The sequence below is a fragment of the Streptomyces sp. NPDC001514 genome (genome assembly GCF_053597075.1).
On the sequence record NZ_JBSFHO010000017.1, the window covers coordinates 41,298 to 62,755 of the forward strand.

Genomic DNA, 21,458 nt, shown 5'->3' on the forward strand with positions numbered 1-21,458 from the left:
CCGTACGGAGACGTAAGGTCGAGGCGTGAACGCTGAAGCCCCCGTCGAGCCCGGTCGTATCGTTCTGCTCACCGCCAGCCACCGGGTGGCGCCCGGACTGCTGTCCTGGCCCGCGTGGCAGACGCTGCACGCCGCCTACCGGGTGCTGTGCGCGGACGGCGGCCACCCGCAGCTGCCGTACCTGAGGGACGCGGGGGTCGGCGTGGAGATCGTCGCGCCCACCGCGCAGGAGCTCGTCGACGCCACCGCCGGCGGCCGGACCGTCGTCGTCCTCCCGGCCGGCGAGGGCGACCAGGCCCTCACCGACGGCCTCGCCCGCATGGCGGGCTCCGGCCGCGTCCAGATGCCCGACCTGGAGCTGCTCCCCGGCTCGTACGACCTGCCCGGCGCCCGTCTCCTCGACCTCGTCCAGGTCATGGACCGGATCCGCCGCGAGTGCCCCTGGTCCTCGCAGCAGACCCACAAGGGCCTCGCGAAGTACGGCATCGAGGAGGCGTACGAACTCGTCGAGGCCATCGAGGACGGCGACCGCGACGAGCTGCGCGAGGAGCTCGGCGACGTACTGCTCCAGGTCGTCTTCCATGCGCGCATCGCGCAGGAAGGCCGCGAGGAGGACGGTGCCGAGCCGTTCTCGATCGACGATGTCGCGGGCACGATCGTCGACAAGCTCATCCATCGCCACCCGCACGTCTTCGGCGATGCGCACGCCGAGACCCCCGAGGACGTCAAGGAGCACTGGCTCCGCACGAAGGCCATCGAGAAGCAGCGCGACTCCGTGACCGACGGCATCCCGCTCGGCCAGCCCGGCCTCGCCCTGGCCGCGAAGCTGGCGAGCCGCGTCCGGACGGCCGGGCTCGACGTCGAGCTGCCGACCGGCGACGGCGACCGCGTCGACCGCGGCATCGGGTACGAGCTGCTCGCCATGGCCGTACGGGCCGAGGCCGAGGGCCACGACCCGGAGGCCGCCCTGCGGGCCGCGGCCCGTGCGTACCGCGACGCGATCCGGGCCGTCGAGGAGGACCGGGCTAACGTCGAGGGGTGAACGACGCCGCACCCGCCCCGGAACTCTTCACCTGGGAGTTCGCCACCGACCCGTACCCCGCCTACGCCTGGCTGCGTGAGCACGCGCCCGTGCACAGGACCCGGCTGCCCAGCGGGGTCGAGGCCTGGCTGGTGACCCGGTACGGCGATGCGCGGCAGGCGCTCGCGGATCAGCGGCTCAGCAAGAATCCCGCGCATCACGACGAGCCGGCGCACGCGAAGGGGAAGACGGGGATCCCGGGCGAGCGCAAGGCGGAGCTGATGACGCATCTGCTGAACATCGACCCGCCCGACCACACCCGGCTGCGCCGCCTCGTCTCGAAGGCGTTCACCCCGCGCCGCGTGGCCGAGTTCGCGCCGCGCGTGCAGGAGCTGACCGACCGGCTCATCGACAACTTCGCCGCCGACGGACAGGCGGATCTCATCCATGAGTTCGCGTTCCCGCTCCCCATCTACGCGATCTGCGACATGCTCGGCGTCCCGCTCGAGGACCAGGACGACTTCCGGGACTGGGCGGGGATGATGATCCGTCACGGAGGCGGGCCCCGCGGCGGAGTCGCACGCTCGGTGAAGAAGATGCGCGGCTATCTGGCCGAGCTGATCCACCGCAAGCGGGAGGAGCCGGGGGACGACCTGATCTCCGGGCTCATCAAGGCCTCCGACCACGGCGAGCACCTCACCGAGAACGAGGCCGCCGCCATGGCCTTCATCCTGCTCTTCGCCGGCTTCGAGACCACCGTCAATCTCATCGGCAACGGTGTGTACGCGCTGCTGCGGCATCCGGAACAGCGTGCACGACTCCAGGCGTCCCTGGCCGCGGGCGACACTTCGCTCCTCGAGACCGGCGTCGAGGAGCTCCTCCGCTTCGACGGTCCCGTGGAACTGGCGACGTGGCGGTTCGCCACCGAACCGCTCACCCTGGGCGGGCAGGACATCGCCGTCGGCGACCCCGTCCTCGTCGTCCTCGCGGCAGCCGACCGCGACCCGGACCGGTTCCCCGACCCGGACGTCCTCGACCTCGCGCGCCGGGACAATCAGCACCTCGGGTACGGGCACGGCATCCACTACTGCCTCGGTGCGCCGCTCGCGCGCCTGGAGGGGCAGACCGCACTCGCGGCGCTGCTGACCCGTCTGCCCGACTTGCAACTTGCGGTGGATCCGTCTGAATTGCGGTGGCGTGGGGGGCTCATCATGCGCGGATTGCGCACTCTGCCCGTTACGTTCACCTCCGAATCCAACTGACGGTCCGTCAAATCTGTGACTTTCACGTGATCTCCGCTGCATCGACTTGTGACTGACGTTCGAATGCGGCTACGTTCACGGTCAACTCGGGACTCCTCGGTCCCCTGGGGGCTCACCCGTCCCCTGCAGTCACACGGAAGGCCAACCGCATGCTCTCCGGGAACGGTCGACACCGCCGCCCCCGCCAGGCTCCCGCCCTCGTCGTCGCAGCAGGCGTGACCGGATCCGCCATCGCCATCCCGCTGCTCGGCGCGGGTTCCGCTTCCGCCGCCGACGCCGCCACCTGGGACCGCGTCGCGGACTGCGAGAGCGGCGGCATGTGGAGTGCCGACCTCGGCAACGGCTACTACGGCGGACTGCAGTTCTCCCAGGACGCCTGGGAGCAGTACGGCGGTACGGCGTACGCGCCGCGCGCCGACCTCGCCAGCCGCTCGCAGCAGATCGCGGTCGCCGAGAAGGTCCTCGCCGCGCAGGGTCCGACGGCGTGGCCGAGCTGCGCCGTGATCACCGGCCTCGCGGCCGGCGGGGGCAAGGCCGACCCGGGTGTGACGCCCGGCACCGCCAAGAGCGACACGACCGGCTCGCAGGACGACGAGGTGGACCCGCCGTCGTTCGGCGACGGGGCCGACGCCGTGACGTCGCCCTCGGCCTCGCCCGCGCCCGCGCAGTCCCAGGGCGCCTCCGGGCAGGACTCGGGCAAGACGTCCGCCGAGCCGTCCGCCACCCCCGAGTCGACCGCCCCCACCCAGGATGTGGCCAACGGCGACGGGGCCGACGCCGGTGTCGAGGACGGCTCCGGCAAGCACCGCGGCGCCCCCGCCACCAATGAGGATGAGGCGGGCAATTCGGTCAATGAGCGTGAATCTGGTCGTCATGCCTCACGAGATGACGCATCGGCACGAGACGGTGCTGCTGCGGCAGATGAGTACACCGTCCGCCCCGGCGACAACCTGTGGGCGATAGCGGACGCGAACGAGGTGCCGGGCGGCTGGCCCGCGCTGTACGAGGCGAACCAGGAGACCGTCGGCTCCGACCCCGACCTCATCCTCCCTGGCCAGAGCCTCGACCTGGGCCTCGATCAGGGCCTGGAGAAGGAGCAGTTGGAGAAGTAGTGAGGTAGCGCGCCGGAAGCGCTTCGAGTGCTTATGTCCACTTCTGTGCAAGTGAGATATGGGTCTCTTCCCGTCAACTGACGCGTTGCGCCTGCCAAGTCCGGTCATCCCGCCTCTCACCTGCGAAAACGGACATCTGTCCGCGGCGGTTAAGGGTGATTTCTCCCCGATGTTCGTCTTTGAACATCGGGGAGAAGTGCGTTTACGGTCTGAACCGTTCGCCATCGCGGGCCCCGTCGACCGTCACGCCGAATCCTGCCGTCGGTCGAAGGGAACAGTCGTCGCGTCAAGCGCCGTAGGCAGGAGCGGGGGACCCAAGGTAAGTGCCGCGTCCGCCCGATGAGGGACGGTCACGGCTTGGGGTGAAGCCGCGCGCAGGTCGCGCGGCCGGGCAACTCACTTGGCCCGAACCCGACAGCTCACCTCGTAGGCGTCGGTGAGGGGAAAACTCCATGCTGCTTTCCGGCAAGGGCAAGCACCGTCGCCCGTCCAAAGCCACCCGTCTCGTCGCGCTCGCCGGTGTCACCGGTGCCGTGATCGCCGCGCCGCTCGTGGCGGCCGGCACGGCGTCCGCCGCCACCGCCTCCGAGTGGGACGCGGTCGCCCAGTGCGAGTCCGGCGGCAACTGGTCCATCAATACGGGCAACGGCTTCTACGGCGGTCTGCAGTTCACGGCCTCCACCTGGGCCGCGTACGGCGGCACGGCGTACGCCGCCACCGCCGACCAGGCCTCGAAGGCCCAGCAGATCACGATCGCCGAGAAGGTCCTGGCCGGCCAGGGCAAGGGCGCGTGGCCGCACTGCGGCGTGGGCCTGTCCAACGCCGCGTACACCGGTGGCGCCGCCGAGGCCGCCCCGAAGCCCGCCGCGCCCAAGGCCGAGACCCCCGCCCCGGCCCCGAAGCGCGCCGAGGTCCCGACGACCCGCTCCGCCCGCCCGGCCGCCCCGGTCAAGAAGGGCGACGGTGAGTACACGGTCAAGGCCGGCGACACGCTCAGCAAGATCGCCGAGGCCGAGAAGGTCAAGGGCGGCTGGAAGAAGCTGTTCGACCTGAACAAGGACGTCATCGACGACGCGGACGTCATCAACCCGGGCCAGAAGCTCCACCTGAGCTGACGACCCGACTCCGGGACCGATCCCGGGACCGGGGCTCCCCGACCCGGCCCCCGGGACTTCCGTAGTCGCACCCAGGGGCTCCCGTAGCCCGGTGGACCCGGCGGACCACCGAGCTCCCGCAGTCCGGTGGACCCGGCGGACCACCGGCCGCACGCATCCCCGTCCCCCCCCGGCCCCCCGGCCCGGCGCACCCTTCCCCCGTATGCGCCGGGCCGGGGTTTCTGTCTGTTCCGTACCCTTTTTCGTCCCACGAGGCGGGCACCGGCTGGCCGATGCCCCCGGGCCGGATAGGCTCATGTCGCAAGGCCGAAGCGACCCTGCACTGCATGCGTCACATCTAGCGTCACATCCCAGAAGGAGATGCTCGTGCCGTCCATCGACGTCGTCGTAGCCCGGGAAATCCTGGACTCCCGAGGCAACCCCACGGTCGAGGTCGAGGTCGGCCTCGACGATGGCAGCACCGGCCGTGCTGCCGTGCCCTCCGGCGCCTCCACCGGTGCGTTCGAGGCCATTGAGCTCCGTGACGGAGACCAGAACCGCTACATGGGCAAGGGCGTGGAGAAGGCCGTCCTCGCCGTCATCGAGCAGATCGGCCCCGAGCTCGTCGGCTACGACGCCACCGAGCAGCGCCTGATCGACCAGGCGATGTTCGACCTCGACGCCACCGACAACAAGGGGTCCCTCGGCGCCAACGCCATCCTCGGCGTCTCCCTGGCCGTCGCCCACGCCGCCTCCGAGGCCTCGGACCTCCCCCTCTTCCGCTACCTGGGCGGCCCGAACGCGCACCTCCTGCCGGTGCCGATGATGAACATCCTGAACGGCGGCTCGCACGCCGACTCCAACGTGGACATCCAGGAGTTCATGATCGCCCCGATCGGTGCGGAGTCCTTCTCCGAGGCACTGCGCTGGGGCACCGAGGTCTACCACACCCTCAAGAAGGTCCTGAAGGAGCGCGGCCTCTCCACGGGTCTCGGCGACGAGGGCGGCTTCGCCCCGAACCTGAACTCCAACCGCGACGCCCTCGACCTCATCCTCGAGGCCATCAAGCAGGCCGGTTACGCGCCCGGCAAGGACATCGCCCTCGCGCTCGACGTCGCCGCCTCCGAGTTCTACAAGGACGGCAAGTACCTCTTCGAGGGCAAGGAGCGCTCGGCCGCCGAGATGACCGAGTACTACGAGGAGCTCGTCTCCGCGTACCCGCTCGTCTCCATCGAGGACCCGCTGTTCGAGGACGACTGGGCCGGCTGGAAGGTCATCACCGACAAGCTCGGCGCCAAGGTGCAGCTGGTCGGCGACGACTTGTTCGTCACCAACCCGGAGCGCCTCGCCCGCGGCATCGAGGACGGCGCCGCGAACGCGCTGCTGGTCAAGGTCAACCAGATCGGTTCGCTGACCGAGACCCTGGACGCCGTCGAGCTGGCCCAGCGCAACGGCTTCAAGTGCATGATGTCCCACCGCTCCGGCGAGACCGAGGACGTCACCATCGCCGACCTGGCCGTCGCCACCAACTGCGGCCAGATCAAGACCGGCGCCCCGGCCCGCTCCGAGCGCGTCGCCAAGTACAACCAGCTGCTGCGCATCGAGGAGATCCTCGACGACGCCGCGGTGTACGCGGGCCGCTCGGCGTTCCCGCGGTTCAAGGGCTGACACCCCCGCTTCCGTACGTCCCCGCACCCGGTCCCGTACCGTGTGCGGGGACGTACGTACGTAAAGGGGAGGCGCGCACATGGCCCGGGACCGGTTCTCCACCGCGACCCGACTGCGGCTGCTCGGCGAGCAGACCGCCGCCCGCGTCTACCGCTCGCAGAACCGCCGCCAGGCCCGCCGCTCCCGGCTCACCGGCCGGGCGGCCTTCCTCGCCCTGGTGGTCTGCTCGCTGATCGTCGCGCTCGCGTACCCGATGCGGCAGTACGTGTCGCAGCGGAACGACATCGCCGAGCAGGAGCGGCTGGCCGACGCGGCCCGCGAACGTGTGGAGCGGCTGCGCGACGAGAAGGCGCGGCTCCAGGACGACGCGTACATCAAGCGCCTGGCGCGCGAGCATCTGCACATGGTCCTGCCGGGCGAGACCGCCTACACCGTGATCGACCCGCGGGCCGGTGAGCAGCCCCGCTCCGAGGAGGGCGGCACCGACCGGCCCTGGTACTCGAACGTGTGGGACGGCGTCGACCACGCCGACGCGGGCCGCTAGCCAAGTAACGAAAACGAACGAAGAGACGTACGGACACATACACATGGACACGCCCCCTCCCACGACCGAGCACACCCCGCCCACCGAGGCGGACATCGCCGCGTTCCAGGAGCAGCTCGGCCGCCCGCCGCGTGGCCTGCGCGCGATCGCCCACCGCTGTCCCTGCGGCAACCCGGACGTGGTCGAGACGGCCCCGCGGCTGGAGGACGGCACGCCGTTCCCGACGCTGTACTACCTGACCTGCCCGCGGGCGGCGTCCGCGATCGGCACGCTGGAGGCGAACGGCGTCATGAAGGAGATGACGGAGCGCCTGAAGACCGACCCCGAGCTGGCGGCGGCGTACCGGGCGGCGCACGAGGACTACATCGCGCGCCGCGACGCGATCGAGGAGCTGAAGGGCTTCCCGAGCGCGGGCGGCATGCCGGACCGTGTGAAGTGCCTCCACGTCCTGGTCGGCCACTCGCTCGCGGCGGGGCCGGGGGTGAATCCTCTCGGCGACGAGGCGATCGCGATGCTGCCGGAGTGGTGGGCGAAGGGGCCCTGCGTCTCGCCCGGCGCGGACGAAGCCTGACAGTTCCCCCGCCCCTCGCGGTGCCGGGCACGCTTTCAGCCCGGCCGCCGTTCGAGGGCGGACGCCCGGGCCGCCCGGACGGTAAACCGGTCACCACACCAAGGAGCCACCATGACCCGCGTCGCCGCCGTCGACTGCGGCACCAACTCCATCCGTCTGCTCGTCGCCGACGCCGACCCTGCCACCGGGGAACTGACCGAGCTCGACCGCCGGATGACCATCGTCCGCCTCGGCCAGGGCGTCGACCGCACCGGCCGCCTCGCCCCCGAGGCGCTGGAGAGGACCTTCGCCGCCTGCCGCGAGTACGCCGAGGCCATCAAGGCCCACGGCGCCGAGAGGATCCGCTTCGTCGCCACGTCCGCGTCCCGTGACGCCGAGAACCGTGACGAGTTCGTGCGCGGCGTCCTCGACATCCTGGGCGTGGAGCCGGAGGTGATCAGCGGGGACCAGGAGGCCGAGTTCTCCTTCACCGGTGCCACCAAGGAGCTGCCCGGCCATGAGGAGCGCCTGGTCGTGGACATCGGCGGCGGCTCGACCGAGTTCGTCGTCGGCCACGAGCACGTGGAGGCCGCCCGCTCCGTGGACATCGGCTGCGTACGGCTGACCGAGCGGCACATCCACAGCGATCCGCCGGCGCCCGCCGAGGCCGCCGCCGTCCGCGCCGACATCGCCGCCGCGCTCGACCTCGCAGAGGAGACCGTGCCGATCCGCGAGGCGCAGACCCTGGTCGGTCTGGCCGGTTCGGTGACGACGGTCGCCGCGATCGCGCTGGGCCTCGAGGAGTACGACTCCTCCGTCATCCACCACTCGCGGATCTCGCGGGAGCAGGTCGCCGAGGTGACCCGGCGGCTGCTCTCCTCCACGCACGACGAGCGTGCCGGCATCCCCGTGATCCACCCGGGCCGGGTGGATGTGATCGCCGCCGGGGCGCTGGTCCTGCTGGAGATCATGGAGCGCATCGGCATCGATGAGGTCGTGGTCAGCGAGCACGACATTCTGGACGGAATCGCCTGGTCGATCGCCTAGCGCGGTCCCGTGGCAAAAAACTTCGTGAAGTTCTTCACAAGGAAAAGGGCCCGGCTGGCCGTCGAAAGTGCCCTTCGACGGCCCTCCGGGCCTGCTTTTGTGTCCAACTCGGCCTGAGCGCCCACGGTCCGGCATGCGCCGGCCGCGCTACGTACACGTGGAACAGGGCAGTGGTTCACCTTCATTGCGCCGGATGGGGCCAGCTCAGACGGCCTTGACAACGTTCGCCGTTACATTGTGGTTCCCTGACCGCGCCATGACCTCGGTCACGTGGGCGGCGGAGTGTAGCAGAGGGTTCGAAGGTGCTTGTGAAGGGGCTCACGAGCGACCCCTCCTAGGGGGGTGGATACTCGATGGCATGAGCACCACGGAGCGTCCCAGGATCCTCGTAGTAGGCGGTGGGTACGTAGGCCTGTACGCAGCTCGTCGCATTCTGAAGAAGATGCGGTACGGGGAGGCGACCGTCACGGTCGTCGACCCGCGGTCGTACATGACGTACCAGCCCTTCCTCCCCGAAGCCGCCGCCGGCAGCATCTCGCCGCGGCACGTCGTCGTCCCGCTGCGACGCGTGCTGCCCAAGGCCGAGGTACTCACCGGCCGGGTCACCACCATCGACCAGGACCGCAAGGTCGCCACGATCTCGCCGCTCGTCGGTGAGGCCTATGAGCTGCCCTTCGACTACCTGGTGATCGCGCTCGGCGCGGTCTCCCGCACCTTCCCGATCCCCGGCCTCGCCGAGCAGGGCATCGGTATGAAGGGCATCGAGGAGGCCATCGGCCTGCGCAACCACATACTCGAGCAGCTCGACAAGGCCGACTCGACGACCGACGAGGAGGTCCGCCGCAAGGCGCTGACCTTCGTCTTCGTGGGCGGCGGCTTCGCCGGCGCGGAGACCATCGGTGAGGTCGAGGACCTGGCCCGCGACGCGGCCAAGTACTACAAGAGCGTCAAGCGCGAGGACATGCGTTTCGTCCTCGTCGACGCCGCCGACAAGATCCTTCCCGAGGTCGGCCCGAAGCTCGGCAAGTACGGCAAGGAGCACCTCGAGGCCCGGGGTATCGAGATCTACCTCAACACCTCGATGGACTCCTGCGTCGACGGCCACGTGGTGCTGAAGAACGGCCTGGAGGTCGACTCCAACACCATCGTGTGGACCGCCGGTGTGAAGCCGAACCCGGCGCTCGCCCGCTACGGCCTCCCGCTCGGCCCCCGCGGCCACGTGGACACCGCCGCCACCCTCCAGGTGCAGGGCACCGACCACATCTGGGCCGCGGGCGACAACGCCCAGGTCCCGGACATGGCCTCGCGCCGCGCCGGTGTCGAGAACGCCTGGTGCCCGCCGAACGCCCAGCACGCGCTGCGCCAGGCGAAGGTCCTCGGCGACAACGTGATCTCCGGTATGCGGGGCTTCCCGCAGAAGGAGTACAGCCACGCCAACAAGGGTGCGGTCGCCGGTCTCGGCCTGCACAAGGGCGTTGCGATGATCGTCATGGGCAAGGTGAAGATCAAGCTCAAGGGCCGTCTCGCCTGGTACATGCACCGTAGCTACCACGGCATGGCCATGCCGACCTGGAACCGCAAGATCCGAATCTTCGCCGACTGGACGCTCGCGATGTTCCTCAAGCGCGAGGTCGTCTCGCTCGGTGCGATCGAGTCGCCGCGCGAGGAGTTCTACGAGGCCGCGAAGCCGGCCCCGGCGGCGGCCAAGCCCGCCCCGGAGAAGGCCAACGCCTCCTGAGCCCGCTGCAGTAGTCCCGAAGTATCCCGAAGTACCTCGCATTACCCCGAAGGGGTCGTCCGCCATCCGTGGTGCGGACGGCCCCTTCGGCGTTCCCGTGCACCGTCCAAGGCCGTCAAATGCCGTGAAGGACCGTGAAAGATGGTGAAGACATCCACTTTGCCGTCCATTTGCGTGCTCAGGGGACTGCATCGGAACGCCGACGGTGTTTACGTGGTGTTGGGCATTTCCGGAAACCGTCATCACGGAGGTGTGCGCCATGGCCGATGCCGCTTCGCGGCTCACCACTCTCGCCGAGACCCTGCTGGGGGCGCCGCCCCCGGTCCGTATCCGCGCCTGGGACGGAAGCGAAGCAGGGCCCCCCGATGGACCCGTCCTCGTCGTCCGGCACCGGCGCGCCCTGCGCCGGCTGCTCTGGAAGCCCGGTGAACTCGGTCTGGCCCGTGGCTGGGTGGCCGGGGAGCTCGACGTCGAGGGGGATCTGTACGAGGCCCTCGACCGGCTCGCCGGGCTGATCTGGGACCGCGGCCCCGACGAGGGGCCGGGGTTCCATCCCGTACGCGATCCACGGCTGCGCGCCGCGGCGAGGGAGCTGCTCGAGCTCGCCGGGCCGCGGGTCTGGCTGCCGCTGCCCCCGCCCGCCGAGGAGGTCCGCAGGCGCCACGGTCCCCTGCACACCAGGGTCCGGGACCGGCAGGCGATCAGTCACCACTACGACGTGGGCAACGACTTCTACGAGCTGGTGCTCGGCCCGTCCATGGTCTACTCGTGCGCCTACTGGGACGACGGGGACGACGGGGACGGGGGGGACGGAGGGACCCTGGAGGACGCCCAGCGCGACAAGCTCGACCTCATCTGCCGCAAGCTCGCGCTGAAGGAGGGCGACCGGCTGCTGGACGTGGGCTGCGGCTGGGGCTCGATGGCGATCCATGCGGCCAAGGAGTACGGCGCCCAGGTCACCGGCATCACCCTGTCGCGCGAGCAGGCCGCGTACGCCCGCAAGCGCATCGCCGAGGAGGGCCTGACCGACCGCATCGAGCTCCGCGTCCAGGACTACCGGGACGTCAAGGACGGGCCGTACGACGCGGTTTCGTCCATCGGTATGGCCGAGCACGTCGGCTCCGAGCAGTACCGGGAGTACGCCGACGTCCTGTACGGGCTCCTGAAGCCCGGCGGCCGGCTGCTGAACCACCAGATCGCCCGCCGTCCCGCGCCGGACGAAGCGGCCTACCGCGTGGACGACTTCATCGACGCGTACGTCTTCCCGGACGGGGAACTGGCACCGCTCGGCAGGACCCTGTCGATCCTGGAGGAGGCCGGATTCGAGGCCCGGGACGTGGAGTCGATCCGCGAGCACTACGCCCGCACCCTGCGGGCGTGGGTGACCAATCTGGAGTCCGCATGGCAGCGCGCGGTGCGGCAGATCTCACCGGGACGGGCACGGATCTGGCGGCTGTACATGGCCGCGTCCGCCGTGTCCTTCGAGCGGAACAGGATCGGGGTGAACCAGATCCTGGCGGTGAAGACCCCGGAAGCGGGCGCTTCCGGGATGCCCCTGCGGGCACGCAAGTGGAGTGAGCCCGGGAGTCGTTGATCCCGGCGCAGGCCGAAGGGCCGGGCTTCCCCCGTTGGGGGAGGCCCGGCCCTTCGATTCCCGACCGCGGTTACTCGGTCTTGATCGCGTTCAGCATGTTCAGCTTCGCGGCGGTTCGGGCCGGCCACAGCGCGGCCAGCACGCCGACCAGTCCGGCGAGGACCAGGAAGATCCCGATCCGGTCCCAGGGCAGGACCAGCGCGTAGCCCGGGATCTTGTCCGCGAACGTCTCGCCGATCGCCCAGCCGAGGAACGAGCCGAGGCCGATGCCGATCACCGCGCCGAAGACCGAGATGACCACGGCCTCCAGCCGGACCATCCGCTTCACCCGCCGCCGGTCCAGACCGATCGCGCGCAGCATGCCGATCTCCTGCTGCCGTTCGAAGACCGACATCGCGAGGGTGTTGACGACGCCCAGCACCGCGATGATCAGGGCCATCGCCAGCAGGCCGTACATGATGTTCAGCAGAGTGTTGATGACGCCGCCGAACTCGTTGCGGATGTCCTGCTGGTCCATGACGGTGATCGCGGGGTTGTCGCCCAGCGCGTCGATGAGGACCTTCTCGTTCGCCGAGGTCTGGCCGCCGTCCATCTTCACGAAGATCTGCGGGATGTACGGCTTCACCTCGTGCGGGTTCGTCACCTTCGTGTCGACGAGGACGGGAGAGAGGAACTCGCTGTCCTTGAAGACGGCACCGACCGTCAGCGTGTCCTTCTTCTTGTCGTTGAAGGTGACGGAGACGCTGTCGCCGGTCTTCCAGCCCTTGCTCTTGGCCGTCTTCTCGGCAACCGCGATCTGGCCCTTGGCGAGCGAATCGATGCTGCCGCTGACGACCTCGACGTTCAGGACCTGCTCGATGTCGCCCGGCGTGACCGCCGACGCGGACACGTAGTCCTCGTTCCCGAGCTCGAAGTAGACGGACTGCTGCGGCGAGACCGCGGTGACGCCCTTGGCCTTCTCCAGCGCCGTCAGTGAGGACTGGTCGAGTTGCCCGCCGTTCGCCATCGAGACCATGTAGTCGGCCTTGATGTTGTCCGTGGTCATCTTGTCGATGGCCGTGCCCACCGTGACGCCGAGCACCGTCAGGCCGGTCACCAGCGTCAGGCCGATCGCCAGCGCCGAGGCGGTGGCGCCGGTACGGCGCGGATTGCGGACCGCGTTCTGGCCGGCCAGCTTGCCGGACACCCCGAAGGGGCCCACGAGCAGCGGACGGACGAGCGCGATGACGGGCCGGGACAGAAGCGGGATCAGAATGATCACACCGATCAGCGCGAAGAACGCGCCCGCCCCGATCAGGATCCGGCCGTCGTCGCCGCCGGTGGAGGCACCCGCCACGATCCCGGCAGCGCCGAGGCCGGTGATGACCGCTCCGATGGAGTTGCGCAGCACCAGCGACTTGGTGGTGGCCACCGCGTGGACGCTGCTCATCGCCGCCACCGGCGGGATCTTCGCTGCCCGGCGGCCGGGCAGCCAGGCGGCGAACATCGTGATCAGCACACCGACGGAGAGCGCGGCGATCACCGGCGTGGCCGAGAGGACCAGCGGGCCGTCCGGAATCTTCATGTCGAACGCGGCCATTCCGGACCGCAGACCGGTCGCCAGCCCGATGCCGAGGACGAAGCCGATCACCGACGCGACCAGGCCGACCACCGCGGCCTCGGCGAGCACCGAGCGGGTGATCTGCTTGCGTGACGCACCGACGGCGCGCATCAGCGCGATCTCCTTCGTGCGCTGGGCGACCAGCATCGTGAAGGTGTTGGAGATCAGGAAGATCCCGACGAAGAGCGCGATGCCCGCGAAGCCGAGCAGGACCTGCTTCAGAGAGCCCAGACCCTCCTCGATCTGCTTCGCCTGCTCCTCGGCGAGCGCCTGGCCGGTCCGGGCTTCGGCGGCGTCCGGCAGCAGCGGCTCGACCGCGTCCAGGATCTTCGCGTCGTCGGCGCCGGGGGCGGCGGTGACGGTGATGTCCTCGAAGTAGCCCGGCTTGAGGTACTGCTTCTGGGCGACCTCGGTGTCGAAGAGCACCAGGCTGCCGCCGGCGTTCACGGCGCCGTCCTCGGTGGTGAACACACCACTGAGGGTGTACTCCTTCACCGGCCCGTTGGTCGCGACCCGGACCCGGTCGCCGACCTGGTACTTGCCCTTGGCCGCGGACTCCTTGTCCAGGGCGATCTGATCGTCCTTCACCGGGCCCGAGCCGTCGGTGAATGTGTAGGCGGGGTCCTTGCCGTCCTTGCCGGGGGCGAAGTTGGAGCCCTTGTTCGACCAGCCGACGCCGATCAGTTTCCCGTCGGGGTCGGCGACCCCGGCGAAGCCGTTGACGCGGCCGTACGCGGCGGTGACGCCGTCCACCGCGGAGACCTTGTCGAGGGTCTCCCGGGAGAGGCCGGGCTCTGCCTTGGGGTCGTCCGGGTCGGCGTACGAGGTGATGGCGACGGCGACGTTGTCATAGCTCTTCGCCGACTGGTTGCGGAAGGCGTTGGAGAGGGTGTCGGCGAAGACCAGGGTGCCGGAGACGAACGCCACGCCGAGCATCACGGCGAGTACGGTCATCAGCAGCCTGGCCTTGTGCGCGAGCACATTGCGCAAGGCAGTACGGAACATGGTGTGTCAGTCCTGAGGTGAGGGCCGGAAGTCTTCGGTGAGGCCGTCGGTCAGCTGGTCCGGCCCTTGGCGTCGAACGCCTTCATGCGGTCCAGTACGCCGTCCGCCGTGGGGGCGAGCATCTCGTCCACGATCCGGCCGTCCGCGAGGAAGATGACGCGGTCCGCGTACGAGGCGGCCACGGGGTCGTGCGTCACGATGACGACGGTCTGCCCCAGCTCCCGTACCGAGTTGCGCAGGAAGCCGAGGACTTCGGCGCCGGAGCGGGAGTCAAGGTTTCCGGTCGGCTCGTCACCGAAGATGATCTCGGGCCGGGACGCGAGCGCGCGGGCGACGGCGACGCGCTGCTGCTGACCGCCGGACAGCTGGGCCGGCCGGTGACCGAGCCGCGCGGACAGCCCGACCATGTCGATGACCTGCTGCAGCCACTGCTTGTCGGGCTTGCGGCCCGCGATGTCCATCGGCAGCGTGATGTTCTCGAGTGCCGTCAGCGTCGGCAGCAGGTTGAACGCCTGGAAGATGAACCCGATCTTGTCCCGGCGCAGCTGCGTCAGCTGCTTGTCCTTGAGCGAACCGAGCTCGGTCTCCCCGATCCGTGCGGAGCCGCTGCTGAAGCTGTCGAGACCGGCGACGCAGTGCATGAGCGTGGACTTGCCGGAGCCCGAAGGCCCCATGATCGCGGTGAACTCGCCCTGCCGGAAGTCCACGGTGACCCGGTCGAGGGCGACCACCTGGGTCTCACCCTGTCCGTAGACCTTGGACAGATCCATGGCGCGGGCGGCCACCGCGGTGGCGCGGTGGGCGGTGGGGGTGGTGGTCACGAGACGACTCTCCTGTCACGGCGTTCTTCAGGGACCACCCCATCGTGCTGCCCGCCCGCCGCCGGATCGTCCGTCCCGGTGCCCGTTCCCGAGGCCCTCTTGGGTCTGACGGCGTTGCCCGCCCGTCCTCCTTTGGGATGACGGCGCCCCTGGGGCCGCCTCGGGGACGCGATCGCGCCTGCGGCGGCGACTTTCCGTCATTCCCGGGCACCGTTCCGGTCGTGCACGGGCCGGGTAACGCCAGGTGAAAACTGCCGGTTACCTGGGCTGATGCACCCTCAGAAGTCAATAAAATAAGACAACATCGGGTCGGGCGTTCGGCTGTTCGGGGGATCTGCCCGGATAGGCTCAGGTGCCAACGCGGAGCCGCGCGCCAAGCCCGGATGGTGGAATGCAGACACGGCGAGCTTAAACCTCGCTGGCCTTCGGGCCGTGCCGGTTCGAGTCCGGCTCCGGGCACGTCTGCGGCCGGTGGCGCGAGCGGGAATTCGTTGAATACTTAACGCTTGCTCGCGCCTTCGGCCCGGACCCGACGGGGAGCCGGTGCGGACGGCACGGTCCGCGCGGGGCGGACGGCACGGTCCGCGCGGGCGGGCGGTCCTGCATCAGCGCACGGCTCTGGGGGCCTGCTGGTCCACGGACGCCGCGCCGGGCGCGCCGGGTGTCCGCGGGAAGGACCGCCAGGTCCAGGAGGGTGACCGTCCCGTCACGATCCAGGAAAGATCCTCCCTCAGCACTAGGCCGACCTCTTTGCCCTCGCATTACTCTTGTGGGAAGGCCGCGCAGGGTGGCCATGGAGGAGTGAGATGAGGAGCAGCAACCCGGTCTTCTCGCGACGGGGGTTCAGCCGCGACAACGGCCACGCGGGCTTCAACACCGCGCCGCAGGCCGGGGGCCCCGCCGTCGGAACCAACCCGTACGCCCAGGGCGCCGGCAACCCGTACGCCACCAACCCCTACGCTCCGGCGGACGCCCAGCTGGGTGCCCCGCCGCAGGCGCCCGCCCGCACCAATGTGATGACGATCGACGACGTCGTGGCGCGTACCGCCATGACGCTCGGCACGGTCGTGCTCACGGCCGTCCTGTCGTGGGTGCTCCTTCCCGTCGACCCCGCGAACATCAGCAAGTCGTACGGCATCGCCGTCGGCGCAGCGCTGGTGGCGTTCGTGCTGGCGCTCGTCCAGTCCTTCAAGCGCAAGGCCTCGCCCGCGCTGATCCTGGCGTACGCCGCGTTCGAGGGCGTCTTCCTCGGTGTCATCTCCAGCGCCGTCTCGACGTACATCGCCGACGGCGTGGTCGCCCAGGCCGTGCTCGGCACCATGGCGGTCTTCGCCGGCGTGCTGATCGCGTACAAGATGCGCTGGATCCGCGTCACGCGCCGTTTCTACGGCTTCGTGATGGCGGCCGCGATGGGCTTCATGCTGCTGATGGCGGTCAACCTGCTGTTCGCCGTCTTCGGCGGCGGTGACGGCCTCGGCTTCCGCAGCGGTGGCCTCGGCATCCTGTTCGGTGTCATCGGCATCATCCTCGGTGCCTGCTTCCTCGCCCTGGACTTCAAGCAGGTCGAGGACGGCATCGCCTACGGCGCTCCGCGCGAGGAGTCCTGGCTGGCGGCCTTCGGCCTCACCATGACGCTGGTGTGGATCTACCTGGAGATGCTGCGTCTGCTGTCGATCCTGCAGGGCGACGACTGACGCCTCCACCGGTCGTGACCGACGACTGACGACTGACGACTGACGACGAAGGGCCCGTTCCGGCACTGCCGGGCGGGCCCTTCCCGTTGTCGGATGCACGTCCTGGACGTCCTAGAGCAGCTTTCGCGCCGCCCGCCTCAGGTCGTACTCATGGATGATCGCTTTCGCATGTCCGTACGCGAGGTTGTGTTCGCTCCGGAGCCAGCTGACCTTCTCCTCGAAGCGGAAGAGAGAGGGGCCTTCCTCTACGGTGCGCAGCCAGTCGGCCACTTCACGACCGGTGCAATGAGGGATGCGGGAGAGCAGATTGCGGTGGGTCTCTTCGGAGAAGACTTGGGACATCGGCGCCTCCGGACGCTTTGCGCGTGTGGTCCTTCACGTCACCGTGCCTGAGTGTTCGCGTATTGGCAACAGTCCCGCACCGGCGCGTAGGGTCGCGACGTGCTTGATACGACACCTCTGACCGCCGCGGTGGAGCGGATCGCCGACCGGCTGCGGGCTGCGCCGCAGAGCCGGCTGCAGCGTGGCGCGGCGGCCGAAGGGCTGGCGCTGGCCAGGGAGTTGGCGCTGCGGGCCCAGCGGATCGAGACCCCGGACGACGAGCCGTGGATCATGCCCGACGCGGGTATCTTCGCGGTCGCGGACCAACTGATCGTCGCGGGGACGGATTTGGCCGAGGCCTTGCGCATGGCGACGGCCTCGCCGGAGGAGCTGGGCGAGGCCGTGAGGTTCGTGGAGGAGGCGGGGCAGCGGCTGAGGGCGTCTCTGTAGCCGGTGCTGCAGCCCGACCAGCAGCCCGTCTCTGCAGTGCGGCTCGATACGCCTGGGGGCGCCTTGGAGCGTATTGGGGGCGCCTCCGGGGAGCGTCGCTGTGGCGACGCTCCGGCCCGGCAGCGAGGCCGGCGCGATGCGCCTGGAGCCGAGGTGCCTGGAACGAGGGCGCCTGGAGCGAGAGCGCCTAGAGCGAGGCGATGATGCGGTCCGCGAGGATGTAGACGTTCTCGTCGGAGCCGCACGAGAACGTCAGGGCGTACGCGCCCGACACACCCGAGCCGCCCAGCAGGACCGGCGCCTTGCCGGCCCGCAGCGCCTCGGCGAGCCGCTCGGCGGTCTCCCGGTGGCCCGGCGTCATACACAGCGTCGTGCCGTCGGCGAAGACGTACACATCAAGGGTGCCCAGCGGGCCGGGCCGTACATCGGTGAGGGCCGTGCCGGTCTCGGCGAGCTCCTCCAGCCGGGCCACGGTGCGCTCGTGATCGGTGACCACGGGTGTCTGGACGGGGACGAAGTCCGGGTGCGAGGGGTGCCGCCGGCGGGCGGCGGCGAGCTCGTTGGACTCGTCGGCGAACTCGGCGGGCGGTTCAGCGACCTCCGCGACCTCGGCGACCTCGGCCAGACCGGCCAGCCTGTCGAGCTCGTCGAGGGCCTCGACGGCCTCCAGGTCCATCGCCTCGAGCCCGGCGAAGTCGGCCTGGCGCGGTATGAACAGCGGAGGCAGGTCGTCACCGAAGCCGCCCGAGCCACCGAGCAGCGTCGGCGCGTCCGCGGCGTCGCGGGCCTCCTGCGCGGCCCAGAAGGCGCGCGCCTCGGCCAGCTCGCGCTCGCGCTCCTCGGCGAGGGCCTCGGCGACGGCGGTGCGTATCTCGTCGGCGGGGGCGGTGCGGGCATGAGGGACGGCTGCGGCGAAGGAGCCGGTACCGGCGCCGATGGCGGCGGCCAGCTCCGTACGCAGGGCCGTGACCTGCTTGCGCAGCCCGTGAGCGGCGTGCAGGGCAGCGGCGCCGACGGCCGTGGCAGCGGCCGTCGTCAGCAGCAGGGCGAGGGACATGGCGCTCACTGACGTACTCCCGGTTTCAATGGATTCCCCGACTTACTACATCAGCTTGTCGTGAGCCGATGCCAGGTGTCAGTGCATTACGTCACGAAAAGGACAGGACTTTGGGCTGGATGTTTAGCCCAAGATCTGGTCTGACCTGCGGGAATGCCTCTCCCCCAGGAGATAGGTCACATCCTGGGGGAGATTCGGTCACGGCTGGGACGCGAGGGGATTGAGAAAGCCCTTGCTGCGGGAGGGTGATCCGCCCGATCGGGCAGGTCAGCGGCCCCGACGCGGCCGGGGCCGTGCGTCGGGGCCGGTGACCGCGACGTCAGCTGAGGCGCTCGATCACCATGGCCATGCCCTGGCCACCGCCGACGCACATGGTCTCCAGACCGAACTGCTTGTCGTGGAACTGCAGGCCGTTGATCAGCGTGCCGGTGATGCGGGCGCCGGTCATGCCGAAGGGGTGGCCCACGGCGATCGCGCCGCCGTTGACGTTCAGCTTGTCCAGCGGGATGTCCAGGTCGCGGTAGGACGGGATGACCTGGGCCGCGAACGCCTCGTTGATCTCGACCAGGTCGATGTCGCCGATGGTCAGCCCGGCGCGCTTCAGCGCCTGCTTGCTCGCCTCGACCGGGCCGTATCCCATGATCTCGGGGGAGAGGCCGGAGACACCGGTGGAGACGATCCGGGCCAACGGGGTCAGGCCCAGCTCCCGCGCCTTGGTGTCGGACATGATCACGAGGGCGGCGGCGCCGTCGTTGAGCGGGCAGCAGTTGGCGGCGGTGACCAGGCCGTCGGGGCGGAAGACCGGCTTCAGGCCCTGGACGCCCTCCAGGGTGACGCCGGCCCGCGGGCCGTCGTCCTTGCTGACGACCGTGCCGTCCGGGAGGGTCACGGGGGTGATCTCGCGCTCCCAGAAGCCGTTCTTGATGGCCTCCTCGGCGAGGTTCTGGGACCGTACGCCGAACTCGTCCATGTCCTGGCGGGTGACGCCCTTGAGGCGGGCCAGGTTCTCGGCGGTCTGGCCCATCGCGATGTACGCGTCCGGGATCAGGCCGTCCTCACGCGGGTCGTGCCAGCTCGTGCCCTCGCTCGCGGCCACGGCGGCGGTACGCGTCTCGGCCTCGGCGAAGAGCGGGTTGTGGGTGTCGGGCAGGCCGTCGGAGGTGCCCTTCACGGAGCGGGACACCATCTCGACACCGGCCGAGATGAAGACGTCGCCCTCGCCGGCCTTGATGGCGTGCAGCGCCATGCGGGAGGTCTGGAGGGAGGAGGAGCAGTAGCGCGTGATCGTGCAGCCGGGGAGGTGGTCCATCCCCATCTGCACGGCGACGATGCGGCCCAGGTTGTGCCCCTGCTCGCCGCCGGGCAGGCCGCAGCCGAGCATCAGGTCGTCGATGTCCTTCGGGTCGAGCTCGGGGACCTTGGCGAGCGCGGCCTGGATGATGGTCGCGGTCAGGTCGTCCGGCCGCAGGTCCTTGAGCGAGCCCTTGAAGGCCCGGCCGATGGGGGAGCGGGCGGCAGAGACGATCACGGCTTCGGGCATCACGGCTCCAGAGGGGATGTGCGGCGGTCAGGGAGGACTGTCTGGAAGTTACCCCTACGTATCGCTCGGGTCACCGTACGGACCGTGTGATGCGGGCCTCTTTTCTAAGCGCTCGCTTACGGCCAGGCCTGCGGAGTCCGTCCTGCGCTCGGGGACGGACGCCCGGGGTCGCCGGACGGGGCCGGGTGCACCCGGCCCCGGGCCCGCCGGTGGGGACCGGGTGGCCCCCGCCCCCGGGACGGTCAGTCGGACCCGTGGATCTCGGCGCGCTGGGTCGCCGAGGGCGCGGGCTCCGGGGCCACCGGGGCCGGGAGGCGGCGGCGCCTGCGGTGCTTGAGGAGGGCCCAGGGCGCCCGGGCGCCCGTGACCTCGGTGCCCGCCTCCGCGGCCGCCTCCACCGCGGCCTTCGCCACCGGCAGCATGCCCTCGTCGCGGTCGGCGTCCAGCCGGTCCGTCTCCGGCCACAGGCCGAGCGCCGCGCACAACGTCGGCAGGACCGCCATCGCCGCCGTCGCATAGCCCTCCGCCGAGGGGTGGTAGTTGTCCACGCCGAACATCTCCCGCGGGTTCGCCGCGAACTCCGGGCCCAGCAGGTCGCCGAGCGAGACCGTACGGCCGCCCTGCTCCACCACCCCGATCGTCTGCGCCGCCGCGAGCTGCCGCGAGACCCGGCGGGCCAGCCAGCGCAGCGGCTGGTACACCGGCTCGATCGTGCCGAGATCAGGGCAGGTGCCCACCACCACCTCCGCGCCCACCGTGCGCAGCCTGCGCACCGCCGCGGACAGATAGCGCACCGACTGCGTCGGCGGCATCCGGTGCGTGACATCGTTCGCGCCGACCATGACCACGCAGACGTCCGGCACCCGCGCCGGATCCAGCAGCGCCAGGCCGACCTGCCGCTCCAGGTCGTCCGACCTGGCCCCGGGCTCCGCCACGATCCGCAGGTCCACCGGCTGCTCGGCCACCGCCGCAAGTCCCGACGCCAGCAGCGCACCCGGCGTCTGCCCGGCTCGCCGCACCCCCTGGCCGACCGCCGTCGAGTCCCCCAGGAGGACGAGCCGCAGCGGGTTCGACGGGCCGTACGACGCCGTCCCGTACAGCCCCTCAGGGGTGGGTGGGAGCGGGGCGGTGCCACCGCCGACCGACCTCTTCGCCAGCTGCACCTCGGCCAGCACCACACCCACGGCCGCCACTCCGAGCAGGCCGATTCCGCCGCCGCCGTATGCCGCACCTGCCGCGATGCGCCGCGCCACCCTCGCCCTCGACACAGTCCCAGCCACCTCCGCGTAGCCGTGCAGTCGTCCAAGAGCTAACTGCCCCGTAACGACCGTCGCCCAATC

Annotated in this window: 18 protein-coding genes, 1 tRNA gene and 1 riboswitch; of the genes, 13 read left to right on the top strand and 6 right to left on the bottom strand. The window is 70.2% G+C overall.

Translation table 11 applies throughout. The features are described from left to right. Positions 1-25 precede the first annotated feature (25 nt). The 10 genes from ACWCXB_RS19405 to ACWCXB_RS19450 all read left to right on the top strand — a co-directional run bounded on the left by ACWCXB_RS19405 (position 26) and on the right by ACWCXB_RS19450 (position 11,630). Positions 26-1,042 carry a nucleoside triphosphate pyrophosphohydrolase gene (locus tag ACWCXB_RS19405; RefSeq protein WP_450724397.1) on the top strand — a complete coding sequence of 339 codons (1,017 nt, stop codon included), beginning with the start codon at positions 26-28 and terminating at the stop codon, positions 1,040-1,042. Next, complete coding sequence (locus ACWCXB_RS19410) at positions 1,039-2,283, top strand: cytochrome P450 family protein (RefSeq protein ID WP_450724399.1); 1,245 nt, start codon at positions 1,039-1,041, stop codon at positions 2,281-2,283. The genes ACWCXB_RS19405 and ACWCXB_RS19410 overlap by 4 nt, the downstream gene beginning before the upstream one ends. 149 nt (positions 2,284-2,432) lie before the next feature. Then, positions 2,433-3,395 carry a transglycosylase family protein gene (locus tag ACWCXB_RS19415; protein WP_450724401.1) on the top strand — a complete coding sequence of 321 codons (963 nt, stop codon included), beginning with the start codon at positions 2,433-2,435 and terminating at the stop codon, positions 3,393-3,395. Positions 3,396-3,676: 281 nt separating this feature from the next. Then, positions 3,677-3,843: riboswitch (cyclic di-AMP (ydaO/yuaA leader) on the top strand. Between the two features lie 4 nt (positions 3,844-3,847). Further along, entirely contained in the window at positions 3,848-4,510 is a 663-nt protein-coding gene (locus tag ACWCXB_RS19420) for a transglycosylase family protein (RefSeq protein ID WP_450724403.1), read from the top strand. Between the two features lie 360 nt (positions 4,511-4,870). Beyond that, on the top strand, positions 4,871-6,157 hold the full coding sequence (eno, locus tag ACWCXB_RS19425; protein WP_450724405.1) for a phosphopyruvate hydratase: 1,287 nt from the start codon (positions 4,871-4,873) through the stop codon (positions 6,155-6,157). 79 nt (positions 6,158-6,236) lie between these two features. After that, entirely contained in the window at positions 6,237-6,701 is a 465-nt protein-coding gene (locus tag ACWCXB_RS19430) for an FtsB family cell division protein (protein ID WP_450724407.1), read from the top strand. Between the two features lie 43 nt (positions 6,702-6,744). Then, entirely contained in the window at positions 6,745-7,272 is a 528-nt protein-coding gene (locus tag ACWCXB_RS19435) for a DUF501 domain-containing protein (protein WP_450724409.1), read from the top strand. Positions 7,273-7,383: 111 nt separating this feature from the next. Next, entirely contained in the window at positions 7,384-8,298 is a 915-nt protein-coding gene (locus ACWCXB_RS19440) for a Ppx/GppA phosphatase family protein (protein WP_450724411.1), read from the top strand. Positions 8,299-8,656: 358 nt separating this feature from the next. Continuing rightward, on the top strand, positions 8,657-10,036 hold the full coding sequence (locus ACWCXB_RS19445) for an NAD(P)/FAD-dependent oxidoreductase (RefSeq protein ID WP_450724413.1): 1,380 nt from the start codon (positions 8,657-8,659) through the stop codon (positions 10,034-10,036). Positions 10,037-10,295: 259 nt separating this feature from the next. Continuing rightward, complete coding sequence (locus ACWCXB_RS19450; RefSeq protein ID WP_450724415.1) at positions 10,296-11,630, top strand: class I SAM-dependent methyltransferase; 1,335 nt, start codon at positions 10,296-10,298, stop codon at positions 11,628-11,630. A 70-nt stretch (positions 11,631-11,700) separates the two neighbouring features. Here ACWCXB_RS19450 and ACWCXB_RS19455 read toward each other — a convergent pair whose 3' ends face one another. Next, entirely contained in the window at positions 11,701-14,235 is a 2,535-nt protein-coding gene (locus ACWCXB_RS19455; RefSeq protein WP_450724417.1) for an ABC transporter permease, read from the bottom strand. 50 nt (positions 14,236-14,285) lie between these two features. After that, the gene (locus tag ACWCXB_RS19460; protein WP_450724419.1) at positions 14,286-15,056 is read right to left on the bottom strand and encodes an ABC transporter ATP-binding protein; all 771 of its coding nucleotides are present in this window, start codon (positions 15,054-15,056) and stop codon (positions 14,286-14,288) included. 377 nt (positions 15,057-15,433) lie between these two features. Between ACWCXB_RS19460 and ACWCXB_RS19465 the strand changes: the two genes are divergently transcribed. Together ACWCXB_RS19465 and ACWCXB_RS19470 are read left to right on the top strand one after the other, a co-directional pair. After that, positions 15,434-15,515: transfer RNA gene (locus ACWCXB_RS19465), tRNA-Leu, on the top strand. Positions 15,516-15,862: 347 nt separating this feature from the next. After that, positions 15,863-16,750 carry a Bax inhibitor-1/YccA family protein gene (locus ACWCXB_RS19470; protein WP_450724421.1) on the top strand — a complete coding sequence of 296 codons (888 nt, stop codon included), beginning with the start codon at positions 15,863-15,865 and terminating at the stop codon, positions 16,748-16,750. A gap of 111 nt (positions 16,751-16,861) precedes the next feature. Here ACWCXB_RS19470 and ACWCXB_RS19475 read toward each other — a convergent pair whose 3' ends face one another. Then, complete coding sequence (locus ACWCXB_RS19475) at positions 16,862-17,092, bottom strand: DUF4287 domain-containing protein (RefSeq protein ID WP_093656142.1); 231 nt, start codon at positions 17,090-17,092, stop codon at positions 16,862-16,864. Positions 17,093-17,191: 99 nt separating this feature from the next. Between ACWCXB_RS19475 and ACWCXB_RS19480 the strand changes: the two genes are divergently transcribed. Continuing rightward, positions 17,192-17,521, top strand: coding sequence for a hypothetical protein (locus tag ACWCXB_RS19480; protein ID WP_450724423.1), 330 nt, complete (start codon positions 17,192-17,194; stop codon positions 17,519-17,521). 187 nt (positions 17,522-17,708) lie between these two features. Here ACWCXB_RS19480 and ACWCXB_RS19485 read toward each other — a convergent pair whose 3' ends face one another. From ACWCXB_RS19485 to ACWCXB_RS19495, 3 genes are all read right to left on the bottom strand, one after another. Further along, on the bottom strand, positions 17,709-18,578 hold the full coding sequence (locus ACWCXB_RS19485; protein WP_450724582.1) for a hypothetical protein: 870 nt from the start codon (positions 18,576-18,578) through the stop codon (positions 17,709-17,711). A gap of 319 nt (positions 18,579-18,897) precedes the next feature. Then, positions 18,898-20,118: an acetyl-CoA C-acetyltransferase gene (locus tag ACWCXB_RS19490; RefSeq protein ID WP_450724425.1), complete on the bottom strand. Its 1,221-nt coding sequence runs from the start codon at positions 20,116-20,118 to the stop codon at positions 18,898-18,900. A 242-nt stretch (positions 20,119-20,360) separates the two neighbouring features. Next, positions 20,361-21,371 (bottom strand): SGNH/GDSL hydrolase family protein, encoded by a 1,011-nt coding sequence (locus ACWCXB_RS19495; RefSeq protein WP_450724584.1) that lies wholly within the window; start codon positions 21,369-21,371, stop codon positions 20,361-20,363. Positions 21,372-21,458: the final 87 nt, after the last annotated feature.